At 68.9% G+C, this 26,224-nt stretch carries 21 protein-coding genes and 1 tRNA gene; 10 read left to right on the top strand and 12 right to left on the bottom strand.

Annotated elements, in window-relative coordinates:
* The first annotated feature begins 59 nt into the window (after nt 1-59).
* Together manD and ACOWU6_RS08020 are read left to right on the top strand one after the other, a co-directional pair.
* The gene (gene manD, locus ACOWU6_RS08025; RefSeq protein WP_421075349.1) at nt 60-1,298 is read left to right on the top strand and encodes a D-mannonate dehydratase ManD; all 1,239 of its coding nucleotides are present in this window, start codon (nt 60-62) and stop codon (nt 1,296-1,298) included.
* The gene (locus ACOWU6_RS08020) at nt 1,295-2,185 is read left to right on the top strand and encodes a sugar phosphate isomerase/epimerase family protein (protein ID WP_421075348.1); all 891 of its coding nucleotides are present in this window, start codon (nt 1,295-1,297) and stop codon (nt 2,183-2,185) included. Before manD ends, ACOWU6_RS08020 begins: the two co-directional genes overlap by 4 nt.
* Nucleotides 2,186-2,209: 24 nt before the next feature.
* Here the strand turns inward: ACOWU6_RS08020 and ACOWU6_RS08015 are convergent, their stop codons facing one another.
* Complete coding sequence (locus tag ACOWU6_RS08015; RefSeq protein WP_421075347.1) at nt 2,210-3,010, bottom strand: SDR family NAD(P)-dependent oxidoreductase; 801 nt, start codon at nt 3,008-3,010, stop codon at nt 2,210-2,212.
* A 203-nt stretch (nt 3,011-3,213) separates the two neighbouring features.
* Between ACOWU6_RS08015 and ACOWU6_RS08010 the strand changes: the two genes are divergently transcribed.
* From ACOWU6_RS08010 to ACOWU6_RS08000, 3 genes are all read left to right on the top strand, one after another.
* On the top strand, nt 3,214-5,013 hold the full coding sequence (locus tag ACOWU6_RS08010; RefSeq protein ID WP_421075346.1) for a flavin-containing monooxygenase: 1,800 nt from the start codon (nt 3,214-3,216) through the stop codon (nt 5,011-5,013).
* Nucleotides 5,014-5,057: 44 nt separating this feature from the next.
* Nucleotides 5,058-6,044 (top strand): SMP-30/gluconolactonase/LRE family protein, encoded by a 987-nt coding sequence (locus ACOWU6_RS08005; RefSeq protein ID WP_421075345.1) that lies wholly within the window; start codon nt 5,058-5,060, stop codon nt 6,042-6,044.
* A 151-nt stretch (nt 6,045-6,195) separates the two neighbouring features.
* On the top strand, nt 6,196-6,597 hold the full coding sequence (locus ACOWU6_RS08000) for a MarR family winged helix-turn-helix transcriptional regulator (RefSeq protein ID WP_421075344.1): 402 nt from the start codon (nt 6,196-6,198) through the stop codon (nt 6,595-6,597).
* 104 nt (nt 6,598-6,701) lie between these two features.
* Here ACOWU6_RS08000 and ACOWU6_RS07995 read toward each other — a convergent pair whose 3' ends face one another.
* A complete protein-coding gene (locus ACOWU6_RS07995) occupies nt 6,702-8,945 on the bottom strand; it encodes a glycoside hydrolase family 2 protein (RefSeq protein ID WP_421075378.1) in 2,244 nt (747 codons plus the stop codon).
* Between the two features lie 144 nt (nt 8,946-9,089).
* Here ACOWU6_RS07995 and ACOWU6_RS07990 point away from each other — a divergent pair, with 144 nt between their 5' ends.
* Nucleotides 9,090-10,301, top strand: coding sequence for a helix-turn-helix transcriptional regulator (locus ACOWU6_RS07990; protein WP_421075343.1), 1,212 nt, complete (start codon nt 9,090-9,092; stop codon nt 10,299-10,301).
* Between the two features lie 67 nt (nt 10,302-10,368).
* On the opposite strand, the gene ACOWU6_RS07985 is transcribed toward ACOWU6_RS07990, so the two are convergent.
* The 6 genes from ACOWU6_RS07985 to ACOWU6_RS07960 form a co-directional block, all read right to left on the bottom strand.
* A complete protein-coding gene (locus ACOWU6_RS07985; protein WP_421075342.1) occupies nt 10,369-11,733 on the bottom strand; it encodes an MFS transporter in 1,365 nt (454 codons plus the stop codon).
* 352 nt (nt 11,734-12,085) lie between these two features.
* Entirely contained in the window at nt 12,086-13,684 is a 1,599-nt protein-coding gene (locus ACOWU6_RS07980; protein WP_421075341.1) for a hypothetical protein, read from the bottom strand.
* A gap of 60 nt (nt 13,685-13,744) precedes the next feature.
* Nucleotides 13,745-14,572, bottom strand: coding sequence for an SDR family NAD(P)-dependent oxidoreductase (locus ACOWU6_RS07975; RefSeq protein ID WP_421075340.1), 828 nt, complete (start codon nt 14,570-14,572; stop codon nt 13,745-13,747).
* A 26-nt stretch (nt 14,573-14,598) separates the two neighbouring features.
* Nucleotides 14,599-15,819, bottom strand: a complete 1,221-nt coding sequence (locus ACOWU6_RS07970) for a glycoside hydrolase family 1 protein (protein WP_421075339.1) — start codon at nt 15,817-15,819, stop codon at nt 14,599-14,601.
* A 32-nt stretch (nt 15,820-15,851) separates the two neighbouring features.
* Entirely contained in the window at nt 15,852-18,524 is a 2,673-nt protein-coding gene (locus ACOWU6_RS07965) for a family 78 glycoside hydrolase catalytic domain (RefSeq protein WP_421075338.1), read from the bottom strand.
* 24 nt (nt 18,525-18,548) lie between these two features.
* On the bottom strand, nt 18,549-19,910 hold the full coding sequence (locus ACOWU6_RS07960) for an MFS transporter (protein ID WP_421075337.1): 1,362 nt from the start codon (nt 19,908-19,910) through the stop codon (nt 18,549-18,551).
* 164 nt (nt 19,911-20,074) lie between these two features.
* Here ACOWU6_RS07960 and ACOWU6_RS07955 point away from each other — a divergent pair, with 164 nt between their 5' ends.
* A complete protein-coding gene (locus ACOWU6_RS07955; protein ID WP_421075336.1) occupies nt 20,075-20,740 on the top strand; it encodes a TetR/AcrR family transcriptional regulator in 666 nt (221 codons plus the stop codon).
* A gap of 192 nt (nt 20,741-20,932) precedes the next feature.
* Here ACOWU6_RS07955 and ACOWU6_RS07950 read toward each other — a convergent pair.
* Nucleotides 20,933-21,005, bottom strand: a tRNA-Lys gene (locus tag ACOWU6_RS07950).
* A gap of 170 nt (nt 21,006-21,175) precedes the next feature.
* Here ACOWU6_RS07950 and ACOWU6_RS07945 point away from each other — a divergent pair.
* Together ACOWU6_RS07945 and ACOWU6_RS07940 are read left to right on the top strand one after the other, a co-directional pair.
* Complete coding sequence (locus tag ACOWU6_RS07945; protein ID WP_421075335.1) at nt 21,176-22,012, top strand: inositol monophosphatase family protein; 837 nt, start codon at nt 21,176-21,178, stop codon at nt 22,010-22,012.
* Complete coding sequence (locus ACOWU6_RS07940; protein WP_421075334.1) at nt 22,009-22,572, top strand: hypothetical protein; 564 nt, start codon at nt 22,009-22,011, stop codon at nt 22,570-22,572. The genes ACOWU6_RS07945 and ACOWU6_RS07940 overlap by 4 nt, the downstream gene beginning before the upstream one ends.
* A 7-nt stretch (nt 22,573-22,579) precedes the next feature.
* Here the strand turns inward: ACOWU6_RS07940 and ACOWU6_RS07935 are convergent, their stop codons facing one another.
* Nucleotides 22,580-23,902, bottom strand: a complete 1,323-nt coding sequence (locus tag ACOWU6_RS07935; RefSeq protein WP_421075333.1) for a hypothetical protein — start codon at nt 23,900-23,902, stop codon at nt 22,580-22,582.
* A gap of 65 nt (nt 23,903-23,967) precedes the next feature.
* Nucleotides 23,968-24,510, bottom strand: coding sequence for an RNA polymerase sigma factor (locus tag ACOWU6_RS07930; protein ID WP_421075332.1), 543 nt, complete (start codon nt 24,508-24,510; stop codon nt 23,968-23,970).
* Between the two features lie 84 nt (nt 24,511-24,594).
* On the opposite strand from ACOWU6_RS07930, the gene ACOWU6_RS07925 reads away from it, so the two are divergent.
* The gene (locus ACOWU6_RS07925) at nt 24,595-25,416 is read left to right on the top strand and encodes an aldo/keto reductase (protein ID WP_421075331.1); all 822 of its coding nucleotides are present in this window, start codon (nt 24,595-24,597) and stop codon (nt 25,414-25,416) included.
* A gap of 33 nt (nt 25,417-25,449) precedes the next feature.
* Here ACOWU6_RS07925 and ACOWU6_RS07920 read toward each other — a convergent pair whose 3' ends face one another.
* A complete protein-coding gene (locus ACOWU6_RS07920; protein WP_421075330.1) occupies nt 25,450-26,214 on the bottom strand; it encodes an IclR family transcriptional regulator in 765 nt (254 codons plus the stop codon).
* Nucleotides 26,215-26,224 lie beyond the last annotated feature (10 nt).

Here is a 26,224-nt window from a genome sequence, read left to right as displayed (position 1 = left end):
CGGCGACCGCCGCAACGCCGCGCACCTGGCACTGCGGCCCGAACGAAGGCAGCACCTCCATGCGGATCGATAAGGCAGAGGTCATCGTCACGAGCCCCGACCGGAACTTCGTGACCCTCAAGCTCACCACGGACGACGGTCTCACGGGACTCGGCGACGCGACCTTGAACGGACGCGAGCAGGCTGTCGTGGCCTACCTCGCGGAGCATGTCGTGCCCCTGCTGCTCGGACGCGACGCCTCGCGCATCGAGGACACGTGGCAGTTCCTCTACCGCTCGGCGTACTGGCGCCGCGGGCCGGTGACGATGGCCGCCATCGCCTCCGTCGACATGGCGCTGTGGGACATCAAGGGCAAGGCGGCCGGGATGCCGGCCTATCAGCTGCTCGGGGGCGCCTCGCGCACCGGGCTGCTCGCGTACGGCCACGCGAGCGGCCGCGACGACGAGGAGCTGTTCGACTCGGTCCGCGCGCACCAGGAGAAGGGCTACCGGGCGATCCGCATTCAGTCGGCGGTACCGGGTCTGAAGTCGATCTACGGCATCGCCTCCAACGCGACCTACGAGGGCAACGCCGGCGTGCGCTACGACCACGAGCCCGCCCAGCGTGGCGGGCTGCCGAACGAGGAGGACTGGGACACCCGCAGCTACCTGCGCCACATCCCGACCGTCTTCGAGGCTGTCCGGAGCGAGTTCGGACCCGCACTGCCGCTCCTCCACGACGGCCACCACCGCATGACCCCGATCCAGGCCGCACAGCTGGGCAAGTCCCTCGAACCGTACGACCTGTTCTGGCTCGAGGACTGCACCCCGGCCGAGAACCAGGAGGCGCTCCGCCTCGTGCGCCAGCACACCACGACGCCGCTCGCCATCGGCGAGATCTTCAACACCGTCTGGGACTACCAGCAGATCATCCGCGAGCAGCTGATCGACTACGTCCGCTCGGCCGTGACCCACACCGGCGGCATCACGCACCTGAAGAAGGTCCTCGACTACGCCTCGCAGTACCAGATCAAGTCCGGGATGCACGGACCGACGGACATCTCCCCCGTCGGCATGGCGGCGGCGATGCACCTGGGCCTCGCCATCCACAACTTCGGCATCCAGGAGTACATGGCCCACGGCGCGAAGACCGACGCGGTCTTCCAGCAGTCCTTCACCTGGCAGGACGGCCTCCTGCACCCGGGGGACGAGCCCGGCCTGGGCGTCCAGCTCGACCTGGACGAGGCCGGCAAGTACCCCTATATCCGGGCCTACCTGCCGTACAACCGGCTGGCTGACGGCACCGTCCACGACTGGTGAGCGACACCTCGCGCCTGCGGCGGCCACTGCGGGCGATCCAGCAGATCCAGCTCGGGACCGTCACGGGAACCGAGCGGCAGGCTCGTGAGACCCTCGACGCGATCGTCGCGGCCGGATACGAGGGCATCGAGGTGAACGGCTTCATGACACGGCGCACGCCGCTCCTGGTCCGCGCGCTCACCCGAGCCGCCGGGATGCCCGCCGGGCGCGGCGGCGCGCTCGACTGGCCGGCGCTGCTCGCCCGCACGCCGCTGCGAGTCGTCGCCCTGCACGAGGACCTCGGCGGCATCGAGCGGGAGCCGGAGGCCATCGCCCGGCGGGCGGGGGCGCTGCGCACCGAGAGGGTGGTGGTGACCGGCATGTATCGCTTCGACTTCTCCGACCCCGCGGCGATCGCCGACCTCGCTCGGCGCCTCAACGAGGCGGGACGGCGACTGGGGAGGCTCGGCCTGCGCCTGCTGTACCACAACCACAACGTCGAGCTCCGGCGCCTGCCCGACGGCCGCACGGCTTACGATCTGCTCGTGGCAGAGACCGACCCCGAGCAGGTGGGGTTCGAGTTCGACTGCTACTGGCCGGCGGTGTCGGGGGCCGACCCGGTCGGCATGCTGACCTCGCTCGACGATCGCGTCGATCTCGTCCACGTCACCGACCGCGGCGCGCGTCGGCGGGGAAGCTCGCTCACCCCCATCGACCGGGCGGACAGCGTCGAGCTCGGGCTCGGCAACCTCGACGTCGAGGGCATCGTGGCCCAGGCGACGCGGGCCTCGGCCCACGCAGTCATCGTCGAGACGCATCGGAACTGGATCGACGGCTCGCCCGTGGCGAGCCTCCGGCTCAGCTCGCAGCTGCTGAACCGGCTGCTGCCTGACCCCGCCGAGGCGTGATCTGCGGTACCGCCGCCGAGCGACTCAGCCGAGCAGGTCGCCCATCTGCTTGGCGATGAGCGTGGTCGCGGTGCGCGGGCTCAGGCGCGAGAGGCGGTCCATCGCCGCGGCATCCGATCCGATCGTGGCGCGGTAGGAGCCCTTCTCGATGGCCCGCACGATGACGCGCGCGGCCTCCTCCGGGCTGGTGGTCTTGTAGGCGGGCGCCTCCGTGACCGCTCCCCCGGCAAGCCCGACCCCCGAGTTGGCGGCGATGTCGGTGCCGATCGCCCCCGGGAAGATGACCGTCACGGCCACCCCGGTGTTGCGCAGCTCGGCGTAGAGCGCCTCGGTGAGCACTTTGACCGCGGCCTTGGATGCGCCGTACACCGCCTGCCCGGGGACGGGGGCGTAGGAGCCCATGCTCGCGACGTTGACGAGAGAGGCCGCAGGCCGCGCCGTGAGGACCGGGAGGAACGCCTTGACGGTGTTCATCGTCCCCCAGAAGTTCACGCTCATCACCTTCTCGATCTCGGCGAAGTCCAGATCGGCCACGCGGACGAACTTCTGGATCACCCCGGCCACGTTGACGAGCCCGTCGACGGCGCCGTGCGCGGCCGCGACCACCTCGGGCAGCGCCGCGACAGCCGCACGGTCGGTGATGTCCAGCAGGTGCGAGCTGAATCGCTCCGATGCCACCGCCAGGCGCGCGGTCTCGGCGAGACCCGCCTCGTTCAGATCGACACCGGCCACCTGCGCGCCCTGCGACAGCAGGCGCAGCGTCACCTGCCGCCCGATGCCGTTGCCCGCGCCCGTCACGACGAACGTCTTGCCAGCGATGTCCATGGGTCTCCTTCGTGGATGACGGCATCCGGCACGCCCCTGCCCGGGTCTCCACCTCACGGCAACCGGTTGTTCTCGATAAATTGTAACCAGCACGGTTACCGTCGGCAAGCGCGCGTCGGCAGCTAGCCGCCGCCTGCTGACGCAGCATTGTGCAATTACTTAGCCTGCGGCTAACCTTTTGAGACATCCCCGAGAGGAAACCGATGACCGACTCCATCGACACAGGCGAGACCGACCTCGACGCGCTGCGTCAGACCTATAGGCGCGAACGCGACCGGCGGCTGAGGCCGGACGGCCCCGGCCAGTACCGCCGGGCGGCAGGGAGCTTCGGCTTCTCCATCGCCGACCCCTGGACGCCCCGTACCGACCGCACGGCGGTGACCGACGCGGTCGAGGTACTCGTCGTCGGCGCCGGTTTCGGCGGGCTGCTCACTGCCTCGCGGCTGCGGGCGGCGGGCTTCGACGACATCCGCCTCATGGACGAGGCCGGAGACGTCGGCGGCACCTGGTACTGGAACCGCTACCCCGGCATCCACTGCGACGTCGAGGCATCCGTCTACATGCCACTGCTGGAGGAGATCGGCTCCGTGCCGGAGTGGCGGTACGCCCCGGGCGACGAGATCCGCCGCCACGCCGAGGCGATCGCCCGCCACTTCGACCTCTACCGCGACACCCTGTTCCACACTCGGGCCACCTCTCTCGCGTGGGATGAAGCGGAGGAGGTGTGGACCGTCGAGACCGACCGCGGCGACCGGTTCACCGCGCGGTATGTCATCGTCTCGTCGGGGACGCTGAGCGAGCCGAAGCTCCCGGGCATTCCCGGGATCGAAGGCTTCCGCGGGCACACCTTCCACACCAGCCGCTGGGACTACGGCTACACGGGAGGCGACAGCACAGGAGGACTCACCCGCCTCGCCGACAAGCACATCGCGATCGTGGGGACAGGCGCGACGGGCCTGCAGGTAGTCCCCCACCTCGCCGAGGCGAGCGGGCACCTGTTCGTCTTCCAGCGGACCCCGTCGACGGTCGACGTACGGGACAACCGGCGCACCGATCCCGCATGGGCCGCCAGCCTGCGCCCCGGATGGCAGCGTGAGCGGATGGACGACTTCCTCGCCGTCCTCGCCGGCGAGAAGGAGGGTCCGGGCCTCGTGGACGACGGCTGGACCCGGACGGCCCACCTGCAGCGTCCGGTCCTCTCCGGCGCCGACTCCGGTTCGGGCGCCCTCGAGGAGGAGCTCGTCGACGCGCACGAGATGAGCCGCATCCGCCGTCGCGTCGACGAGGTCGTGACGGACCCTGAGACGGCAGCCAAGCTCAAGCCGTGGTACCGCTACATGTGCAAGCGACCGGGGTTCAGCGACACCTACCTGGAGTCCTTCAACCGGCCGAACGTGACGCTCGTCGACACCGCGGATGCTGGCGGCATCACGCGCGTGAGCGGGACCTCGGTGTTCGTCGGCGACGAGGAGTTCCTCGTCGACGCCATCGTGTTCGCGACGGGCTTCGAGGTCGGCATCTCGGGCGTCGTCTCGGGCACCCTGCCGGTCACCGGGCGCGGCGGCCGGTCGCTCCTGGAGAGCTGGGCCTCCGGGCCGCGCACGTTGCACGGCTTCTACAGCCATGGCTTCCCGAACCTCATCCACCTCGGCGCGTTCCAGAACGCGAACTCGGTGAACTTCGTCCACATCCTGCAGGATCAGGCGGACCACATCGCAGCGGTCCTCGCCGGGGCGCGTTCGGCGGGGGCGGGCATCGTGGAGCCGACGGCAGAGGCGGAGCAGGAGTGGGTCGACGAGGTGGCCCGCACCTCTCGCGACAGTTCCGCCTTCCAGGCTGCCTGCACGCCGGGCTACTACAACGCCGAGGGGGCGAGGCCGATCAGCGGGACCTACAGCCCGGGTCCGATCGCCTTCCGTCGCGTCCTCGAGCGATGGCGCACCGATCGGATGCACGAGGTCTTCTCCGAGGCCGCGGTCTCGCGGACGGGGGCCCCGGCGTGAGGCGGCTCGCCGTCGCCGCCGCCCTCGGGACCGTGGGAGTACTCATGACGGGCTGTGTCGGCGGGGGCGACGCTGCAGTGCCCGCGGGCGGCGCCGGCACCGAGTCGGCGGGTACGTCGCGGACCCGGACGATCCAGGCGGAGCGGCTCCTCCAGGTGACGCAAGTGCACGAGAGCACCGGGATGACGCTGCTCGAGGGCCCCGTGCTCGACGACGAGGGGCGGCTGTACGTCGTCGACGTGACGGCACCACCAGGGGCGCCCAAGGTGCTGCGGGTGGACCTCCACGACGAGACGGTCGAGTCGATCTACACCGATGAGAGCAGCGCGCTCACCTCCGCGCAGTTCAGCCCCCACGACGGCCGGCTCTACGTCACCGACGATCTCGGCACGATCCGCGCGATGACCCCCGATGGGGAGGACGCCGTGGTGTTCTTCGTGGGTGACGCGGCGGGGATACCGCTGGCACCGGACGACATCTCTTTCGATGCCGACGGTCACCTCTACGTGACCGACACCCGCGGTGCGCAGGACCCGTACTGGGAAGCATCCGGGCGACTGATTCGCATCGATCGGGACGGCGCGAACGTCTCGGTGCTCGCTGAGGGCCTCGCGGCTCCGAACGGGATCGCCTTCACCCCGGCGGGTGATGCGCTCTGGCTGAGCCACAACACCGGCAGCGCCGTCGACGTGCTGCGGCTCGACGAGACCGGCACCGCGGTGAGCACGGCACATCCGGGATTGCGGCCCGATGTCGGCATCGCGCAGGTGGACTCCCTCGCGACGGATGCCGCCGGCAACCTCTACCTCGGTCTGCACAACCGCCCGGCGATCCTCGTATACGACCGGTACGGAGAGCACCTGGCGACCGTGGCTGCACCGACGGACGACGCAGACGTGACCTCCGCCACCAACGTCGCGATATCCCCCGACGCGACGACCGCGTACGCGACCTTCAGCGGCCCGGGAGGAGGGTACATCTACACCTTCGAGGCTCTGGCGAGCGGCATCCGCTCGTCCAACGGCGGATGAGGGGTGTCCAGCGAGGCCCTCTGGCGGGTCCCGCATGCCCTCGCGTTGGACGCCTTCCGAGCATGCTCGGAAGGGGTCGAGGAGCCGCTAGCGTAGCCACATGACGGATTCGGCGGCTGCGGAGCTGCGTGAGAGGATAGATGCTCTCGCGGTGGCGATCTCTGTGCGCTCGCTGCCACGGATCGTCGGGACGCTGCTGAGCACGAGGCTCACCCTCACGCAGGTGAAGCTTCTCAGCACGATCGTTCTCGCTGAGAGCATCACGCTCTCCTCACTCGCGGAGCAAAGCGGGGTGTCGCTCCCCACGATCTCCAAGCTCGTCGACCGCCTCTCGCACGTCAAGCTGGTCGAACGCAGCGCGGATCCCGACGATCAGCGTGTGCGGCGGGTCCGGCCCACTCCGCTCGGGCGCCGAGTGATGGGGCGCATCGTGGGTCCGCATCCGGCTCTCGGGGCCGACGTCATCGCCGGCCTGAGCGTCGACGAGCTCCGGGCGCTCGAAACCGGAATGCGAGCGGTCAATCGCGAACTGCAGCGCCTGGCCTCTTCCTGAGCTGAGTGCGGGTCAGGCGGCGCCCGTGTTCCTTCACCCGACCGCAGCTCCGCGCTGAGCACGCCAGCGACCTGGCACCGGCAAGGCCCTGCGGCGTGCCGAGATCACTTGGCGATCAGGTTGAGTCGCGCGTTAAGTGCGGCGACCTGCTCGATGGGAACTCCCCCCGCCTGCGTGATCAACTTCTCCACGCTCATCCGGTCGATGATCGCCTGCATCGCAGGCGGGATGTCGACACCGCGGCCGACCTCGCCGCGGCTGGTCGAGACTACCTCCAGGACCGACGCGATCACACGAGCGCCCTCCTCCGACTGGCGGATGTCGCCGAGCGAATCCCGGATCGAGAAGTGGCCGTCGGGGGTCGGCAACGGTGCGTCGTCGAACCAGTTCGCGATGCCAGTCGTGGGCATGATGGCTTCGTCCGGGACCTCGTCGACCTTGTGAAGGGTGATCGTGTCCGTGGCGTGGCCGGACCGTGCGGTGATCTCATGGTCACCGGTCAGGGGCACCTCGAAGCGGAACGCCCGTGCGCCCGACGTCGTCCCGACCTCGACGCCATCCACCAGAAGGCTCACCTGCGGCTGATTGGAGTACACGACCACCTCCGTGATGTCCTCCGCGCGAGCCGCGCGGCGCCGTCCCGCAACGTGGACGAAAGGCTGGCGCGCCCATGCCGCCTTGTAGACGTAGAACGCATCCTTCTTCACCGTCCGGTCGAACGACACCAGCCCCTTCTGATTGCGACCGGCGACTCCGCCCTCGTCGCGACCGGCCGAGCCGAAATCGGCGAGATTCCAGACATGCGTGGCCCACAGCCAGGGCCGCTCCTCGATCATCGAAACCATGTGCTCGTGGTACAACGCCTGGTAGCTCTCGGTGTAGTCCCCCTTCACGGGATGGGCGGACTGGAACCGCCCATTCGCGTCGGCACCATACTCCGACAGACCGATCGCGACGTCGGGGTACGAGGCGTGGAAGTCATCGAGCCACGTATCGTTGTCGGCCGGCTCGCCTACGTACCACCCGAAGTACAGGTTGTACGACATGACGTCGGGGAGGGTGACGAGCGGGTGGTCGGTCTCGAGAAGGAACAGGTTCGCCATCGCCGTCAGCCGTGTGGGGTCGAGACGGTGCGCGAGGTCGTTGAGCTCGTGGTGGGCCGCGATCACATCATCGCCTGCACCGGCGAGAGTGATCTCGTTCGACAGCCCCCAGCAGACGATGCTCGCGTGGTGGCGGTTCTGCACGATCAGTTCCGTGAGCTGGTCGCGGGCGTTGCCGACCGCCCCGGGTAGGAAGACCGTGATCTGCGGGATCTCAGCCCAGACGACGAGGCCGATCTCGTCGCACAGATCGTAGAACCGCTGGTCGTGCTGATAGTGCGCGAGCCGGACCGTGGTCGCGCCGATCTCACGGATCAGCGCGAGGTCGGTCTGCATCATCTCCTCGGTGATCGCATTGCCCACACCTTCGAAGTCCTGGTGACGAGAGACACCGCGCAACGGGTACTCCTCGCCGTTGAGCAGGAACCCGCGCTGCGGGTCGACCTCGAACTCCCGACAGCCGAACCGCAGCTCGACCGCGTCGATCACGACGTCGCCATCGAGCAGCTCGGCGCGTGCGGTATAGAGATGCGGATCGCGCAGACCATGCCAGCGGTGCACCTGCGCGATCGTCAGAGCAGCCGATGCTTCCCCTGCCGCGACGGGGACGACCGTCGACCCCTCGCCGTCGACGACGAAGCGCACGAGTGCCGCGCCCGCCCCCTCGCCGACGACGCGCGCACGCAGCGCGACCTCTGCCCGTTCTCCCGTGAGCGTCGGGGTGACGATCAACCCCGGGCCTCCGCGGTCGTCCAGGGCGAAGTGGGTCGCGGCGATGCTGATCTGCTGCACGGCGCGGTAGATGCCGCCGTAGAACGTGAAATCGGCTTGCTGCGGGTACACGGATTCGTTCGCTGCGTTGTCGACGACGATCACGAGAGTCGCCTCACCGTCGACGAGATGCTCGGTGAGGTTCACTCGGAACGCTGAGTACCCGCCGTCGTGGCGCGTGAGCTGCTGTCCGTCGACGAACACCTGGGCCGATGAGTTCACCCCGGTGAACTCGACCCAGGTCTCGACGGCGCCCGGCGCGGCAGTCACCCGCCGCGCATATGTCGATCGACCGCGACGATACGCACCGCCCGTCTGCCCGTCCACGGCATTCCATGTGTGCGGAAGAGTGATCGACGACCCCGCCGCGACCACCTCGTCCCAGTCGGCGCCCGGAAGCGCCAGGGGCGCGAACGCCCACCCGTCGAGGATTGGCGTGACCCTGCGGGCGGAACGGGCGGAAGTCTCGGACATGCGTGGTCTCCTTTGGCACACGGTGCACCGGCCGACACCGGGCGACTCCCACGCTAGGACGCCGGTCGTCGAGGTGATAGAACAGGTCACGCAAGAGCAGTACTCGTCGCGCAGGAGCGGCATCCGCCCCGAAAGGGGGTCACCATGAAGACGACAGGCGACGGAGCAGCCGGCGTCAGCGTGGTCGCCGACGCGCTCGCCGAGGTGTTGAGCTGTCCGGTCACGGTCACATCCGACATCACGACGGCTCTGACCGCATTTCAGAGCGCTCATTGCCTCGATCCGCTGATCCAGCCTGCCTTCACCGCTGCTGCACTGCGTGAGTTCGTGGAAACCGTTCCGGCTCAGGTCGTCCACGAGATCGAAGAGCCCCTCGGGATGGCTGTGGCCGTCGCGCGATGGGATGACCACCTGCTCCTCATCGGTCCCTACACGCACGGCCAGATGTATCCAGGTACGGCCGAGGAGCTGATGAGCCGGCTCGCCATCCCCGCCGCGTATCTGCCGGCATACAAGCTGTATCGGACCCGCTACGCGATCGTCGACAGCGAGTACGTGCACCGCAGCGCGTCGGCCGCGCTGCGCGCAGCCGGCAGCGAGGACATCCGCGGCACGCTGCAGCATGTGAAGGCCGAGGGCGGAACGATCGGGCCCGGACAAGCCGACGCGCCGCAATCGGCGTCGTTCGCGGTGATCGACGAGAGGTATCGGCAGGAGCAGGACTTCATGGATGCCGTCGCCGACGGCGCGACGGATCGCGCGCTGGCGGCGCTCCACGGGCTGTCGGGGATGCCCCGCATCAGCGGCTACCTCAACACGCCTTTCCTCGGCGCGACGATCCTGCGCGTCATGGCGCGTGTCGCGGCTCAGCGCGGGGGTCTGCCGCCGGTGACGATCGATGCGATCTCGCAGGAGTACGCCCAGCGTCTGCACCGTGTGGGGCACACCTCTGACCCGCGCCATGCCGTGGGTTTCACGTCGCAGATGGTGACCGACTTCTGCGATGCGGTGCGGCGTCATCGACAGCGCGGCTACCCTCCCCTGGTGCGCCGCGTCACGGACGAGGTCGATCTGCATCTGAGCAGGTACCCCTCGGCCACCGATCTGGCCAAGCGTCTCGGGGTGTCGACGTCGACGTTGGCACGGCGGTTCAAGGAGGCGACAGGCACCACGCTCGCAGGATACGTTGCCCAGCGGCGCGCAGAGCGGGCGGCGAGACTGCTCGCCACGACGACGCAGAGTGTGCGCGACATCGCGATGTTCGTCGGATATGACGATGCCAACTATTTCGTCAAGGTCTTCCGCGCCGAGTACGGAATGACGCCCACGGCATACCGCGATGCACACGCGAGATGACCGAGGGTGCGGAGGGGCGCTGCAGCGCCCCTCCGCACCCTCATGGCCTGACGGCAGCCCGCTGCCGTCAGGCGATCGTCTCCACCGGCTTCCCCGCCTGCAGCTCGGTCTTGCGGATCGCCACGCGCTTCTGGACCTCGATCATCTCCGCACGGTCCAGCGTGTAGCCGCGCATCGCGAAGAGGGTGCAGACCCACCCCAGGATCGGCAGGCCGAAGAACAGCAGGACCGTCATGAGGAGGATCGCAGTGCTCGGGTTGTCGGTCGGCTGAGGCATGACGGTTGAGAAACCGATCAGCGCGACCGCGCCGAGTGCGAGCGTCGAACCGAGCGACGAGATGATCTGGTCGACGAAGTTGTAGGTCGCCGAGACGGTGGCGGGCAGGAACTTACCCGAGCGGTCGAGCTCGTGGTCGATGACGTCCGCGCGCATCGCGCCTCCCGCGACCGTGACCACCATGGTCGCGCCGTTGAGAAGCAGGTACACGAGGAAGAACACGATGGTGAGCGGCAGGCTTCCGAGCACCGATCGCAGGTCCACAACCAGGCAGAACGCCGCGAGCACGGCGGCGAGGATGAGGCATATCCAGGTCCATGTCACGGTCGCGGCCTTCGACCCGTGTTTTCCCGTATAGCGGGCACCGAAGATCGCGAACACGATGCCGGGGAGGATGGCGACCAGACTGAGGGTGGTGCCGAGCTGCATGTTGCCGAGCAGGATCCCCCACATCAGGGTTCCGATCACGGCCTGGGACTTCACGACCTGCGCGAGCTTGTCGGACGCACCGCTGATCAGGTAGCGCAGGAACGCACCGTTGTGGGCGAGCACGTTCCACATGTCGCGGACCGAGACGGCGGCGTCCTTCTTGCTCGCGGCGATGTGGGTGAAGCTCTCCGGCTTGTCGACGCGAGCGACGCCGATGCAGGCGAGGATCTGGAAGACCAGCGAGCAGGCCAGGTATGTGATGGCGGTCTCGCTGAGCATGCCGACCGTGAACTCGTTGCCATGGCGCGGCAGGAAGACGAGCGTCGAGATGATGGTGAAGATCGAGGGGACCAGGTAGGCGTATACCGTCGCCCACACCTGCACCGTCGGCCGCTGGCGCGGGTCGTTGGTGAGCACCGGCCCCGACATCTGCCCGGCGATGTCGCTCATCGATGAGCCGACGATATAGACCAGATAGAGAACGATGAAGAACACCGCGCCGAGGCCGGCGTTCGAGCCCCAGACGAACAGCATCAGGATGGCCAGCGAACGGATCGCCCAACCGGTGAGCATGAAGAATCGCAGCTTGCCGAACCGGAAGCGCATCCTCTCGATGACGAGCCCGACGAGCGGATCGACCACGCCGTCGAACACTCGGGTGACCGTGAGAATGACTCCCGCGGCCGCGACCGCAATGCCGTAGCCGGCATTCTGCAGGTAGCTCATGAGCCCGACGAGGACGTAGAAGATCATCGCTGACCCGTTGTTTAACTGGGAGAAGGCGATCTCCCACGTTCGAGCCCGGCGATACTCCACGCCGTCGGCTTCGCTCGCTGTCTGCTTGGATATACGCACCATCGCGTCAACACTCCTTCGGGTGATCCTCGGCTGCCGCGGACCGTTCCGATCGGCACAACCGGGGACAGCGCCCACAGTAGGAGTCGTGCGGCGAGGAAGAATAGAAGCAGAGCGCGGCGAATAGAACCAAGAGCGCACCCGTTTGCCGCCGTTCCCTGCGGGGCGTCGCGCGGCTCATCCGAGGACCGTCCTGACGATCACGTCTCGCCTGCGGGATCGATCAGGCCGTCAGATCCTCCACACGCAACGTGCGGCCACCGTACGCGGCATGTCCGAAGCTCTGCGGTCGCCCGGACGCGTCCGGTCCGAACAGGATCCGTGCGCCATCCGCAAGCCCCGACCAGCACAGACGCAGTCGCATCTCCCCGACGTCGCCGCCGGTCAGGGCGAGGTCGGCTTCGTACACGGTGCCGTCGACCATCGAGGCGATGCTCCTTTCGTAGCCGTTGTAGAAGCGCGTCCCGTCGTCGCTGAAACCGACGAACCTCAGCTCAGTGCGGGACGCGGAGCCGGGGTGCGCCACCGCTTCACGCTCGTACTCGACGTGGCCGGAGTGTCGTCCGGCGATCCGGGTGGAGCGCACGTCGCTGTCGCGCGCCGCGAGGGCGGCCGCGGCGCGCTCGCCGCGGATGCCGTAGGGAACGTCCGGCACGGCCGTCGCGGGCACCGTCTCCGATGGGACGTGGTCGAGGAGGCGGGCCACGCGGATACGCATGACCGGCTCGGCACCACCGCGACCACTGCCGCGCAGTGTCTCCATCCACATGACCCGCGTGCCATCGGGATGCCACGACATCGGCGAGCAATAGACCCACGCCTCATCCTCATCGTTCAGGGCGACGCCGACATATCCGGGATCGGTCGAGGAGCGCTCGATGTCGACGAGGACCGGGCCGATGCTGCCTGGCCGGAACTCACGCACGCCGCCCACTGCGTAGACGTATGCCGCCCACGCGAGGTCCCGCCCGACGAGGCTGGAGTACGGACGTGGCACCAGACCGAGCACTGCGAGATCGGTGGCGGCTGACGCCCGGGTGGACATCACGATGCCTAGCTTCTCGTCGGGCGAGAAGATCGTCGTCTCGTCGTAGCCCGGGGAGCGCGTGACCGGGGTCACGAGTGGAGCGCCGAGATCCTGAACCACCGAGTCGGTCAGCAGCTGCCCGCCGTCTCCGACCGCGGAGATGGCGCTGCCGCCGCGCACGAACTGCTTGACCTCGCCTCCCAGCGCCGGCTCGACGAGGCTGAATCCCTCGCGATCCGGGTCGGGTCGGAGCGCTCCGGCGCCGCTGATCAGTATCGCGTCGTCGATGAGGTAGCCGTCCCGCTGACGGCGCAGGCGGCCCAGCGCGGCAAGGGCTGTGAAATCCTTGCGCAGTGACGTCCAGGCGATGTGGTCGCCGTCGGGCGACACGATTATCTCAGACCAGTGGTGCGAGACCCGTGGATCGCCCGTCAGGTTCCAGGGGTACTCGACGCGGTGAAGCTCGACGGTCTCAGCCGCGTCGAGGTCAGGGCTCGCCTCGAGGACGTAGTCGCCGAGCAGCACTCTGCGGTTGTCGGTGAAGGGCATGTGACGGATGCCGTTGGCGGTGGCGGACTGCGGGATCGGTCCGGAGAAGATCTCCCGGTGCTCCGAGCCGTCGTCGTTCGCGACGACGGCTCGGTACCAGTCCTGATCGACGGGGTCGCCTTCGCGGCGACACAAGGCGAACACCCGCCCCGAAAACGTGTATGTCGCGGAGAGGGGTCGAGCCCCCGGGGGCAAAGGGACGTCGGAGATCTCGATCCTTCCGAACTCGGTGGTCGACAGCTTCATCGATGCGTTCCATTCCCGGGTGCGCCGGCGGTGAACACCGACGCCGCCGGCGCATCCGTATCAGAGGGTCTCGCCCGCGTCGGCGAGGATTGTGGTTCCGGTCATGATGATCGACAGGTCGCTCGCGGCGAACAGCACGACCCTGGCGATGTCGTCGGGCGTGCCGACACGGCCGATGAGGCTCTGCGTCATCGCGCTCGGCACGCTGCTCGGTTCGGTCCCGGCCTCGGCCGTCGCGGCCATCGCCGCCTGGGCGGCCGCGATGTTCCCCTCGGTCGGCACGTAGCTCGGGGCGACACCCAGGACCCGGATTCCCTGAGGGGCCAGCTCCAGCGCGAGCTGGCGGGTGAGACCACGTGCGGCATGCTTCGACGCGACATACGCGGAAAGCCCCTGCGCCACACCGCGGAATCCCGCGGTCGAGACGATGTTGACGATCACGCCGCCCGTGTCCATCCGGCGCGCGGCCTCCCGCGCGCCGTTGCGGACGCCGCGCGTATTCACCGCGAACACGGCCTCCCACAGCTCGTCGGACATCTCCAGCAGAGGTGCGCTGGGGAAGATGCCCGCGTTGTTGATCCAGATGTCGACGCCGCCGAGCGCTGCGACGACCTCGTCGGTCGCCGCGGTCACGGACGCGGCATCCGTCACGTCCATGGCCACGCCCACGGCGCGACCACCGTGACGCGCCTCGATGGCCGCGGCCGCTTCGGCCGCGGCGGCGTGGTCGAGGTCCGCGATCGCGACCGACGCCCCCGCCTCAGCGAGGCGCAGGGCGATCGCCTTTCCGAGACCCTGCGCACCTCCCGTGACGATGGCTCGCCGGCCGGCGAGTGAGAGGAGATCGGCGAGTGACTGAGCCGAGACGTCGGCGAAGGGGAAGGACATCGGTGTCTCCGTTTCGGATGAGCTGATCAAGCCAGGCTGTTGCGCTTCGCGACCGCGCCGAGCCAGCCGAGGCTCGGCTTCGGTGAGCGGACGAAGGTGTCGCGGTCGACGGCGATGAGGCCGAAGGTCGGCTCCCAGTGGCCCCATTCGAAGTTGTCCAGCAGCGACCAGTGAAGGTAGCCGCGTACTTCGATGCCGTCGGCGATCGTGCCCAGGAGCCCCTGCAGCGCGGCGCTCGTGTAGCGGATCCGTTGGCTGTCATCGGCGGTGGCGATGCCGTTCTCGGTGACGACGATCGGCGTGTGATCGCTCACCTGCCATGCGTGGCGCACGGCCATGGCGAGCGAGTCGGGCCGGAACGCGGTGCCGACGAGGGTGTTGTCAGGGTGCGGCGGGTGCGGCACGAGTCCGTTCGCGTCGACCTGCTGCGACGAGTAGGCCTGCACGCCGACGAAATCGTCGCCACGGCTGCCTTCCCAGTACACGTCCTCCTTGCCGTAGCGGATCTCGAGGAGCTTCTCCTCGCCCCCCGGGGCCGCAGTCAATGCGCCGGCGGCGATGGTCCAGCCGACGTTCGCGTCGGTGCGTGCGCGGACGATGTCGCGTGCGGCGCGGTGGATGCGGGTGAACAGGCGGCCGATCTCGGGGTCGGCGTACGTGAGGAACTCGCTGTGGGTCTGCTTCTTCTGCTCATCGCCGTCTGCCTCAACAGTCGGGCTCGTCCAGTCGCCACCGGAAGCGGCGAGGTGCCGCATCGCCGTCATGATCGCGGCCTGCATGTTGGGCTCGTTCATGGTGACGACCCACTCGACGCCGTCGAGGATCGTGCAGGCCTGCTCGACGTAGGCGCAGAACAGCTCCTCGGCCTCCGACGACTCCCACCCTCCGAGGGCGGCGAACCACTGCGGCGTCGTGAAGTGCTGCAGGGTGACGACCGGGGTGACTCCGAGTTCGAGGCAGAAGTCGATCATGCGCCGGTAATGCGCCAGCTCGGCCTTGGAGAAGTGTCCGCGGACGGGCTCGATCCGGGACCATTCGAGGCTGAATCGGTAGGACGTCAGCCCCGCGTCGGCGAGCAGCTGAATGTCCTCGCGGTAGCGATGGTAGCTGTCGACGGCGTCGCCGGAGAGCTCCATGCCCGGCATCACCTGCTCGCGCGCCCACCAGTCGCTGTTGACGTTGTTGCCCTCGATCTGGTGGCCCGCGGTGGCCGCGCCCCAGAGGAATCCGTCGGGGAAGTTCGTCATGCTTTGCTCCTTGTTCACCTTGCTGTGGACGGTCAGCGCGCGCCGACCGCGGGGATGGCTGGCATCAGCCGGGCGGTTTCGTCGAAGCGGCCGGGTGCCGCCTCATACTCCGTTCCGTCGGGGAAGACGACACGGGCGACAGTGCCGACGGGAATCTCGGCCGAGATGCGGATGCGGTCGCCCTCGATGCGCCAGTCGACGGCGATCTGCCCTTGCGGGCCATCGTGCGATCCGCGCGCCCATGTCATGCCCGGCGCCGGCATCGGGGAGATGACGACCTTCTCCCATGCGACGGAGTCCGACTCCTGGCGCAGTCCCAGCGTGTGGGTGTGCAGGAACCGGATCACGGCGCCTTTGCTGTAGTGGTTCAGTGATTCGTGGGCGACGCCGTGCTCGTCGATGCCCTCCCAGTCCTCCCAGATCGTGGTCGCTCCGCGATCGATCATGTACAGCCACGAGGGCGCGGTTCGCTGGGCGAGCAGCTCGTACGCGACGTCGTCGCGACCCGCGCCCGCAAGGACCGGCAGCAGGTCGCCGGTCGCGAGGAAACCGGTGCCCAGGTGCGTGCCCGCCGCGCGGATCAACTCGACGAGACGATCGACCGCCGCTGCTCGCAGGGAATCCGGGATGAGCCCGAACGAGAGCGCGCGCACGTAGGCAGCCTGCGTATCGGTGACGGTTGTGCCGTCTTCGAGAAGGTAGGCGTCGCGCCACGCCGCCGCGACCCGACCTGCGACCTCCGTGTAGCGCGCGGCATCGTCCTCTCGCCCCAGAATGGCCGCGATACGCCCCAGGGTCGCCGTCGATCGGTACAGGTAGGCGGTGCCGACCTCCCCCTTATCCGCCGTGAACCACGCCATTGGATTTTGCGTGATCGGGTCGATGGGATTGCCGTCCGCATCGCGCTTCTTCGGCTCCGCCCACTCTCCCCAATGGAACGTGCCATCCCACAGGTACTCCTCGAACGGCTCCGAATCGGGCGTTGCCTGTGCGCGGGAGTGGTGCCGCGTCCCTCGTGCCTGGGCGAGAGCCCACTCGACCCAGCGCACCATGGCGTGGTAGTTCTCTTCGAGTACCAGCAGGTCTCCATAGGAGCGGTACATTTCCCACGGCACCGCGACAATCGCGTCGCCCCATCCGGCGGAGCCGGTCATCATGGCGAACTGATCGTCGATGTGGTGTTTGATCTGGCGTCCATCGGGTGAGAAGTTCGCGATCCGGCCGTCGTCGAGCTGGTCGTCACGGACTGACCGCAGCCATTTGCGGGTGAAGCCAAGCACGTCGTACAGCCGCGTCGCGGTCGGCGCGAATACCTGGTAGTCGCCTGTCCAGGCGAGCCGTTCGCGCGTCGGGCAGTCGGTCGGCACGTCGACGGCGTTGCCGCGGAAGCTCCATTCGGCGATGTTGTGCAGGCGGTTCAGGTCGTCGTCGCTGCACTCGAATGATCCGGTGGAGGTGAGGTCGGTGTGCACGACCTGCATGCTGACGGATGCTCTGTCCAGCGGCGCCCCCGTTCTGGTGATTCGCGCATACTGGAAGCCATGCACGGTGTGGCGCGGCTCGAACACTTCCTCCCCAGCGCCTGCGGTCACCTCATCGCGCTGAACGAAGATGAGCGGGTCCTGGCCCGGCTGCGTGGAGTCGAGATGTGACGTGGACAGATCACCCGACGCGTCCACATACTCGCCGTACTCGATGACCGTGCGCGTTCCCGGCGTTCCCAGGTCCGTGAGGCGAACCCAGCCCGACGCGTTCTGGCCGAAGTCGAACACGGAAACGCCCTCGCGGATCGCCGTGATCTCAACCGGGGGACGCGTTTCGATCACCCTCACCGCGGGTGCCGGCGACCAGTCGATCGGCGGCCCTTCGACCGCGCCGACGCGCACCGAGACCGGCTCGGACGCCGACTCCGGCACGGTGAAGTCCACGGACTGACCGTCCATGAGGTCCGCTCGCACGATCGGCGACGGCGAGCTCACCCAGCTCTCGTCGGTGGTGAAGACGTGCACCGCCCCTTCGCGTGAACGCACGTGCAGCTCCGCTCGAGCGCCCGTCGTCGTTCCCCACTCAGCAGGCCGGCGATGGGCGCCCACCTGGCCCCGAAACCAGCCGTCCGACAGCTCGATCTCGACACGATTCTCACCGGGCTGAAGGAGTTCAGTCACGTCGTGCGCCTGCGCGTAGAGCGTTCGGTCGTACGACGTTGACCCGGGGGCGAGTTCGTCGGTGCCGACTCGGTGCCCATTGACGGTCGCGGTGTAGAGTCCGAGCGCGGTGGAGTACAGCCGCGCCGAGACCGGGCTGCCGGGCATGGTGAACACACCCGACAGCACGTAAGCCGGACGCCGCCCGTACCCCGGATCGGCGGTCTCGACGGGAGAGATCCACGCGGCGGTCCAGTCCTCATCGAGGAGACCCACTTCGAACGTCGACGGCTCGGACCACGAGGCATCCGGCACGGCCGCGCGCACCCGCCACCGCACCCGGCTCCCGCTGGGGAGCGAGGGGAACGGCCAGGCCACGAACCGGTGAACTCGGACTTCAGCGAACACTGGTTCGCCGCCGTCGATCGTCGCTTCCACCAGGAAGCGTCCATCGTCGGCCGCGGGGCGCTTCCAGGAGAGCCGGGGTTCGGCAGCGGTGACGATGAACTCGTCACCGCCGGCGTCGACGGTCAGGGCATAGGGAATCTGAGGCAACATCATGCTCCGTTGCTTGTGTAGCGGGGATCAGCGGACGGACTTGACCTTGAGCAGGATGATCAGCCCGCCCACGAGTGCGAACGCCGCGCCCGCCAGGTACAGCAGCGTGTAGTTCTTGACATCCCCGACCGCGCCGATGGTGATGACGACGCCGGCGAGGAGCGGTGCCACCGCGCTCGGGATCTTCTGGGCGAACTGGATGACCGCCATGTAGCGTCCGGCCTGGTCTCGCTCCGGGATGATCGCGTAGATGATCGCCTGGTCGACGGTGGCGAAGACGGCGATCGCGAGCTGCATGAGGACCGCTCCCACGATGATCTGCGGCAGCGACCATGCAGTCGCCTCCGTGATCGCGCCGCCGACGAAGAGCAGGGCCGCGAACATGACGAACAGGCGACGGCGCTGCAGCTTGTCGGACAGGAACCCGCCGACGATGGCCCCAGCAGCCGCTGCGAGGACGCCGACCATGCCGACGGTCGCGACGATGCCAGCGACCTCGCGCACGGGCAGGTCGAGCCGCTGGGCGTAGAAGAAGGTGCCGAAGGTGGTGTTGAAGTAGAGGCCGATGAAGAAGACGAAGCGACCAAGCCAGTTCCACGCGAAGTCCGGGTACTTGCGAACGTTGAAGCCGTAGCTGCTGATGACAGACCGGACGGTGACGTGGTCACGTCGGGGCATTTCGCGCGAGCTTCCCTCTGGCTTGACGAAGGGGAGCAGTGCGAGCAGCACAGCGCCCGCGATTCCCGGCACCAGGAAGATGAGGAGAGTGCTCGACGATACGGCGTACGCGACACCGATGCCGAGCACCGGTGCGACCTGCGTCATGAGGCCCGTGAGCGCCGACACCTTCCCGCGCTGCTCCTCGGGCAGCTTGTCCGCCTGCAGCGTTTGCAGCGCCGCGCCCGCGATCGACCAGCCTGTCATGCCGAGAACCCAGCCGGCCCCGACGAGGAGCAGGTTGGGCGCCAGGCCGATCGCGACGAGTCCTAGCAGGCCGATGACGGTCCCGAGGTAGATGAAGGGCGAGCGTCGACCGAAGCGCGAACGGGTGCGGTCGCTCCAGATGCCGATGAGCGGGCTGACGAGCAGATACACGAGCTGTGCCGTGCCGGTGATGTACCCCAGCACCTCCTCGTGACCAGGTGCCAGTTCTGTGATGCGCACCGCGATCCCGTATGACAGCGGCACCATCATCGCCATAGACGCGCCGAAACTGGCCAGCATCAACCAGAAGATGTACGACCGGCTCATGGGCACCGTCGGCTCCCCCACCCCGGGAGGCTCGACGACGTCTCTCGCGCCAAGCGCAACCTCGTTCCCCGGCAGAGCCTCTGCTGCAGCGAGACCCTCAGCCAACGCTTTTGCGTTCGACTCCTTCTTGACCACCATGACTCCTTCATCACTACGAGGTGGAATCTCGCGTCTCCGCGAGGGACAGCGGGGCTCCGATGCCCGCAAAAGTAACCACATCGGTAACTCTTCGTAGAAGGTAACCGCTCCGGTTACACTTGGCAAGTCGCTGACAGAGCGAGCGCTGGGAACGGAGGAGCCCCATGTCGACCGTCGCCGCGGAGACCGCGCCAGATTTGCCGCCGAAACGAGCTGGGCGCCGTCGTGGTCCGTACGCAACCACGCCCGCCAGACGCGCAGAGATTGTCCAGGCGGCATCGGCGAGCTTCGCGGAGCACGGATACGAACGGGCATCCCTCCGCGACATCGCATCCCGAGCGAACGTGACCCACGCCGCGCTCCTGCGACACTTCGCCAGCAAAGACGAGCTCCTTCTCGCCGCCCTCGCACTTCGCGATGAAGAAGACGAGAAACTGGCGCGTCGCATCATGGAGTCGAAGGTCCCAGCCGAACGCGTCCTTCCCAACGTGCTTCAGGAAGAATTCGCCCACCCCGACCACCAGCGCAACTGGCTCGCGATCACCGTCGCCGCGACCAACCCGGAGCACCCCGCCCACGATTTCTTCCTCGCCCGACGCGACCGCATGCGTCAGAGCTTCAGCACTGGGCGCCTGGCAACCACCCACGACACCCAGGAGCTCACCGCCGATGACAAGGTCACCATGGTCCTCGCGATGATCGACGGATTACGCATCCAAGCCCTCCTGGACCCCGGCCGCGACGTACTGCCGCTGCTGGAGCGACTGATGAAACTCCTCGCAACGACGAACGCAGGCGGGACCACGTCGACCAGCTTCAGTGAGACATGATCTCGGCTGACCCTTGCAACGTCGGATCTCCCCGATAGCGAAATCCGGCCCGGGGTGCTCATCGCCGTACTGAGCGATGCCACTCACGCACGAACCTGGGGGAAGTCCGCAGCAGCCTGCCCCACTACGTCAAGGTAGCCCGCAGACGCGAAAAAGCCTCGGTCACTGGCGAGAGTGACCGAGGCTGATCCGTGCACCCCCAGGGACTTGAACCCTGAACCCACTGATTAAGAGTCAGTTGCTCTGCCGATTGAGCTAGAGGTGCGTTCCGTTCTCCGGGAATTCCTTCCCTGCGAACCGAGAGACTACGTTACCAGGCTCGCCAGGCCCGCGCGAATCGAGGTGCGCCCGGGCGTGCCTGTGCGTCTCCTGTGCACCCCTCACGCGCGCTCTGAACCTCAGGGTGGGTCGCGACCGCGCCGATATCCTGAGCGGGTGACCTCCCCCTCGTCGACTCCCGCATCCCCCGCTCGCGCCGGCCTCGACGAGGATCTCGCGCTCGCCCTCCGCCTCGCCGACGCCGCCGACGCCCAGACGCTGCCGCGCTTCGACTCCGCCGACCTCGAGATCTCGCGCAAGGCCGACCGCAGCCACGTGACCGATGCCGACCTGGCCGCCGAGCGCGCCATCCGCGACATCCTCGCGACCGAGCGCCCGGACGACGGGATCTTCGGCGAGGAGTACGGCCGCGACGACGACGCGCCTCGCCGCTGGATCATCGACCCGATCGACGGCACGGCGAACTTCCTCCGCGGCGTCCCCGCGTGGGGCACGATGATCGCGCTCGACATCGAGGGCTATCCGCGCCTCGGCGTCGTGAGCTCCCCCGCGATGCGCCGCCGCTGGTGGGCGGCCGAGGGCCTCGGCGCCTGGACGAGCGTCGACGGCGGCGAGCCGCGGCCCATCCGCGTGTCCGACGTCGCCGATCTCGACGATGCGAGCGTGAGCTTCCAGAGCATCGCGCAGTGGGACGACGCGGGCCACCTCGAGGAGCTCATCACCCTGAGCCGCCGCGTGTGGCGCGACCGCGCATACGGCGACATCTGGTCGTACATGCTCCTCGCCGAAGGGCGTCTCGAGTTCGTCGCGGAGTTCGACGTCAAGGAGTACGACCTCGCCGCGGCCGCGGCGATCGTCACCGAGGCCGGCGGTCGCATGACCTCCTTCGACGGCGCGCCGACGATCGCGCAGGGCTCGGCTCTCGCGACCAACGGCGTCCTCCACGACGCCTTCCTCGAGCTCCTCGCCACCCCGCCGCAGGCCACGACGTGACGACCGGGGCGGCCCGCACTCGGCGCTCCCTCGCCGCGGCGGGAGCGACCCTCCTCGTCGCCGCCGCGATGCTGGTCGGCTGCGCCTCGCCACTCACGCCCAAGACGCCGTCCGACGACGGATCATCCGCGAACGGCGGCGCCTCCAGTGCGGGCGGCGGCGCGCCGACCTGCGACACGATCATCGCGCCCGCGCTCGTCGACCAGTTCGCCGAACTCGGGTGGACGGCCCGCACCGATCCGTTCTACGTCGGCCCCACCGAGGTGCCCGGCGGCGTCAGCTGCACGTGGGGCGACTTCGAGGCGGGAGCGACCGACGTCGTCCAGATGTACGGATGGGCTCCCGTCGAGGCGGATGTCTCCGCCGAGCTGCAGGGGTACCTCGCCGACCAGGGCTGGAAGCGCGAGGAGGCCGACGGCGTCGTCTACCTCACCGAGAGCATGCCCTCGGCGGAATGGGCGGATGAGCAGGGGTACGGCATGACGTACGCGTTCGGCGACGGATGGGTCGCGCTCGCGGACACGAAGAGCGGCCTCGCCGTCATCACGTGGCGCGGCTGAGCACGCGTCACTCGATCCAGCCGTAGTGGCTGCCCTCCGCCGCGGAGAAGTCCAGTGCGGACTCGGCGACGGCGATGACGCTCCACGTTCCGCCTGCGGAGTCGGTGAACTCGTACGTCGGCACGAGCAGCACAGACCCATCGGCCTGCCAGTGGCTCGCGAGCCCGAGGCGTGCCGACACGATCTCGACGTCGTTGACGCTCCACGAGACCGACGCGCCCGGCTCCGGCAGCGATGGCGCGGCGGTCGGTGGCGTCCACTCCTCACCCGCCACGCCCTCGCGCAGCGCCTCGGGAAGGGTCGTCAGCTGAGCGCCGAAGCGCGGATCGGACAGGCGCTCAAACGCCTCCTGCTCGCTCACGACCTCGTACTCCCCGAACGGCACGATGTCGGCGAGGGCGCCGTATCCGCTGACGATCCCCTCCGCGGCGTAGTCGAGGTGCAGGGCGCTATCGATGCGCTGGCCATCGATGACGGTCCAGATCGAGACCGAGCGGGTCGCGGACCCCTCCCAGGTCTCCGACGTGAACTCGTACGCAGCCGGGTCCTCTCCGAGCCGCGTCATCAGGTCGCGCGCGGCGGCGATGGCGGGGCCCTCCTCCGGGGCGACGCAGGCCTTGCTGCACGCCCATGGATCCCCGCCGCTCCAGAACCAGAAGCCGAGAGTGCCGTCGAGACTCGCGCTGAACGACGCAGCGCTGCCGTCCTGTGGGCCGACCACCCACATCCCGTCGCGGATCTCCGGGGCGCCCTCGACGCCGAGAGCCGCGGCGAAGGCGCCCACCTTCTCCGCAGTGGACGACGCGGCAGCGTCGTAGCCATACGCAGCCGCCCGGCCGCCGCTCGACGAGAGCAGCATCGACGACCGGAACGAGCTCCGCGACGAGTACCCGTACGGGTAGCTCGTGTCCGACGACTGTGCGGAGAGGTCCTGCGAACCGGATTCCGCCGCGCCCCGATCGGCGAGTGCGCCTCCTTGCGCGGGGCCGCCCTCTCTGGGCAGCGAGATCGGCGGTGCCGCTCCGTCGCCATCCGAGACCCCGGCGTCCGAAGAACCGGTGCCCGATCCGGCCGTCGCCTGGCCCGCGGCGAGACCGTAGCCCGCGAGCCCTCCGACGACGAGCGCGAGCGCGACGGAGGCCGCGATCGCGAGCACGGCCATCCGCCTCGATCCGCGGCGAGCGCGCTCGGCGTCCAGATCGACCGGTGCCGCACCCTCCGCGGTCGCCGCCGCGATCACCGCGTCGGCGAAGCCCTCTCTGGGCTCGACATCCGCTGCCGGGTCCGCCGCGCGGAGGCGGTCGACCGGGTCCTGATCATGCGCGTTCATGGCGTCCTCCTGGAAAGCTCGCTCTCCCTGTCTATGTGGCGGGGAGGCCGGATCTTGCGGCGCGATCAGAACCGGAGACGCTCGCCCCACGCCGCACGCAGCCGCGCTCGGGCCCGCGAGAGCGCCGCGTCTGCACCCGAGCGCGAGATGCCGAGCACCGCCGCGAGCTCCTCGCCGTCGAGCCCCTCCCAGGCGTGCAGCAGGAGGATCCGCCGGTCCCGCTCTCCCACCGCGGCGAGCGCACCGCGCAGCTCGGCGTCGAACAGCGCGTGCAGCTCGGGATCGTCGGCGACGCGAGACGCTCCCGACTCGGGCAGGGACTCGACCGGGAGGTCGACGTGCTTCCGACGGGCATTCGCGAGGGTCAGCTCGGCGGTGCGATAGAGCCACGGGAGCTCCGCCCCTCGCGGCACGTCGGCACGTCGCCGCCATGCGACCGCGAAGACGTCCGACGCGAGGTCCTCGGAATCCTGCCGGGGCCCGCGCCGGGCGAAGTACTTCACCAGCGCGGTCGCGTGGGCGCGCACGACCGCCGTGAACCAGGCGAGGTCGTCGGGCATCGTGCCTCCCTCGGCCGGCGGATCCTCCGCTGCGGTGCGCACGCTCATCACACCATGTCTCTGTCGCGACGCCCGCGGATCTTGCACGCGACGCGCCGACATCCTGCGCGCGGCCTGCGGCAGAGTGGAGGCATGACGTCGCACGCGCTTATCCCCCTCTCCGACGGACGCTCGATCCCTCAGCTCGGCCTCGGCGTGTACAAGATCGCGGATGCCGATGCCGCCGAATGCGTGCGGGTCGCGATCGAGGCGGGGTACCGCCACATCGACACCGCCGCCCTCTACGAGAACGAGCGCGGCGTCGGCGAGGGGATCCGCACGAGCGGCATCCCTCGCGACGAGGTCTTCGTCACGACGAAGGTCTGGAACGACGACCACGGCTTCGACGAGACCCTGCGCGCGTTCGACGCGAGCCTCGATCGCCTCGGCCTCGACGCCGTCGACCTGTACCTCATCCACTGGCCGATCCCCTCGCGCGACCGCTACGTCGAGACCTACCGCGCCCTCGAGAGGATCCGCGAGGAGGGGCGGGCCCGCTCGATCGGCGTCTCCAACTTCGCGATCGCGCACCTCGATCGCCTCCGCGCGGAGACTGACGTGGCCCCCGTCGTGAACCAGGTCGAGCTGCACCCTCTCCTGCCGCAGGCCGAGCTGCGTGCGTATCACGCCGCCCACGGCATCGTGACCGAGGCGTGGTCGCCGCTCGCACGCGGGCGGCTCCTCGACGACCCCGCCCTCGCCCGCATCGCCGAGAAGCACGGCGTCGCCCCGGCGCAGGTCGTCACCCGGTGGCACCTGCAGCTCGGCAACGTCGTCATCCCGAAGTCCGTCACCCCTGCGCGGATCCGCGCGAACATCGACGTCCTCGGGTTCGAGCTCGACGCGGATGATCTCGCGGCGATCGCGGCACTCGAGTCGGGCCTCCGGACGGGCCGCGACCCCTCGCTCGACTGAGGCGGATGGACCTGATCCGGCCGAGAGGCGCGCTCAGGCCGCGCTGGGCTTGCGCCCGCCGAACGCCGCCGTGAGCGCGTCGGCCGCGGTCACGACCGCGTCGACGAGCTGCTCGCAGACCTCGACGGGCATTCGGAGGGTGGGCCCCATGACGGTGAGCGCGCCGACGAGGGCCGCGTGCTGGTCGAAGACGGGAGCCGCGAGCCCCGAGGCCGCTTCCATGCGCTCGCCGACCGTGATCGCGTAGCCCGCGGCGCGCGTCTGCGCGACCGCCGCACGCAGCACGTCGGGGTCGGTGATGGTCGCCTCGGTCAGCGCGGGCAGCTCCCCCGACGCGACCTCGTCGAGCAGACCGTCCGTCCACGCGAGGAGCACGCGGCCCGAGCTGCCGACGTGCAGCGGCTGGATGCGCCCGACGTACATCTCGCGCTTGAGACCGTGGCGCGTCTCCGCGACACCCACGCACACCCGCGCGCCCTGCTCGACGCGGAAGAAGCACGCCGTCTCCCCCGTCTCGTCGCGCAGCGCCCGCAGCTGCGGCGTCAGGAGCTCCGTGAAGTCGCGCGCGCGGGTCGCGGGGCCGGCCCAGTACGCCATCCGCACGCCGATCCGGTACCGCTCGCCCTCGCGCTCGAGGAACCCGTGGTCGACGAGGTTCGCCAGCAGCCGGTGCGCGGTCGACGCGGGCAGGCCCGTCGAGGCGCGGATCTCGCTCGCCGTCCGCAGCGGCTCGCTGAGCGTGAACGCGTCGAGGATGGCGGTGATCTTCGCGAGGACGAGGAGCGGCTGTTCGGCCATGAGGCGATCC

It is taken from the genome of Microbacterium sp. SA156, from assembly GCF_049065455.1.
GTDB lineage: Bacteria > Actinomycetota > Actinomycetes > Actinomycetales > Microbacteriaceae > Microbacterium > Microbacterium barkeri.
Note: the sequence above shows the minus strand (reverse complement) of the source record. Positions and strands in the feature narration are given on the sequence as shown.